Origin of the sequence: Burkholderia sp. Tr-862, assembly GCF_011753085.1 — a bacterium.
GTDB classification, from domain to species: Bacteria; Pseudomonadota; Gammaproteobacteria; order Burkholderiales; family Burkholderiaceae; genus Burkholderia; species Burkholderia ambifaria.
In genome coordinates, this window is record NZ_VWWG01000344.1 from 1 (window position 1) to 2,009 (window position 2,009).

The following is a 2,009-nucleotide window of genomic DNA, read 5'->3' on the forward strand; positions in this document are numbered from 1 at the left end:
GGCCGAGGAACGCGCCGACCCACGAACGGTTCAGGTCCGAGCCCTGCCAGTCGATCCACTGATCGACCCGGGCGCGCGCCTGCGGCTCGGCCGGATAGAGCGCGTCGCCGCCGTAGCGGTTCGCGAGCTAGCGGATGGTCGTGTTCGACTCCCACCGAACGAAGCCGTCGTCCTTATTGGGTTTCCAGTTCGCCGAGCAGCGCGTCGATCGCGCTCGCCGCGTCGGTCTCGCCCTGTGCCGCGCAGGCCACGTCGATCGCATCCGCGCAGCGTGCGAGCGTGCGGGTGTCGAACAGCGTGCGCAGCGGCAGCGCGAGACCCCAGTGCAGGTTCGCCTGCGCATGGGCCTGCGTCGCGAGCAGCGAGTGGCCGCCGAGCAGGAAGAAATCGTCGTCGCGGCCGATCGCGTCCACATGCAGCACGCGCTGCCAGATCGCGGCGAGCGCGCGCTCCGTGTCGGTCGCGAGTTCGACGGCCGCGGCCGCCTCGCGCACCGGCGCCGGCAACGCATGGCGGTCGCACTTGCCGTTCGGCGTGACCGGCAGCGCGTCGAGCTCGATCAGCTGCGACGGCACCATGTACGCCGGCAATTGCGCGCGCAGCGAATCCAGCAGTGCCGCACGGTCGAGCGAAGCCGCGTCGCCGCGTGCGACATAGCCGATCAGCTGCTCGTCGCGCACGACCACGACCGCGTCGTGCACACCCGGCGCCATGCGCAGCAGCGCCTCGATTTCACCGGGCTCGATCCGCTGGCCGCGCAGCTTCACCTGCGTGTCGACGCGGCCGAGATAGTCGAGTGCGCCATCGGCGCGGCGCCGCGCGAGGTCGCCGGTGCGATACATGCGCGCGCCCGGCACGAACGGATCGGGCACGAAGCGCTCGGCGGTCAGCCCGGGGCGGCCGAGATAGCCGCGCGCGAGGCCCGCGCCCGCCAGATACAGTTCGCCGGTCGCGCCGGCCGGCACCGGCTGCCATGCCGCGTCGAGCACGTGCAGCTGCAGGTTCGCGATCGGATGGCCGATCGGCACCGCGACGGCGCTCGCGTCGTCGGGGCCGCAGGTCCAGTGCGACACGTCGATCGCGGCTTCCGTCGGCCCGTACAGGTTCACGAGCGTCGCGTTCGGCATGAGCCGTGCGACCTTCGCGACGAGTTCGGGCGCGAGCGCTTCGCCGCTAGCGACGATCAGGCGCACGCTGTCGCATTGCGCGGCGGCCGAGAAATCGTCGAGATACGCGGCGAACGCGGCCAGCATCGACGGCACGAAGTGCAGCACCGTCACGCCGTGCGCATGGATCGCGGCCGCGAGGCGGGCCGGATCGCGGTGGTCGCCGGGCGCGGCGATCGCGAGCTTCGCGCCGATCGCGAGCGGCCACACGAATTCCCATACCGACACGTCGAAGCCGAACGGCGTCTTGTGCAGCACGACGTCGTCGCGCGTGAGCCGGTACGCGTGCTGCATCCACGCGATCCGGTTCGCGAGCGCGCCGTGCGAGTTGCCGGCGCCCTTCGGCTTGCCGGTCGAGCCGGACGTATAGATCAGGTACGCGAGCCGGGCGTCGTCGATGTCGGTGTCGGCCGCGGCTTCGTTCGTTTCGCCCACTTCGTTCGCTTCGTCTGCAAGCAGATCGGCCACCGTCAGCAGCTGCGTCGTCGCGTCGTCGCCGAGCGCGGCCTCCACCTGCTCGCGCAGATGAGCTTGCGTGATCGCGACCGCCGGCCGCGCGTCGCGCAGCAGGTACGCGATGCGCTCGGCCGGATAGTCGGGATCGACCGGCAGGTACGCCGCGCCGGCCTTCAGCACGCCGACAAGCGCCGTCACCATGTCGAACGAGCGTTCCACGCACAACGCCACGGGTGTATCGGGCCGCACGCCGCGCCGGCGCAACGCGGCGGCGACGCGCGTCGTGTTCAGGTCGAGTTCGCGATAGGTCGCGCGTTGCACGGCGCCGTCGGCATCCGCGTATTCGAGCGCGATCGCATCGGGCGTCGCCTGTGCGGCGGCCGCGAA

General features: G+C 71.5%; 1 protein-coding gene and 1 pseudogene. Both read right to left on the reverse strand.

The window, feature by feature from the left end; translation table 11 throughout:
• Positions 1-175 (reverse strand): annotated as a pseudogene (locus F3J14_RS34670) (glutathione S-transferase); the annotation flags it as partial.
• A partial coding sequence (locus F3J14_RS34675; RefSeq protein WP_166726726.1) for an amino acid adenylation domain-containing protein occupies positions 174-2,009 on the reverse strand: 1,836 nt, incomplete at its 5' end. The gene F3J14_RS34675 and the pseudogene F3J14_RS34670, both read right to left, overlap by 2 nt.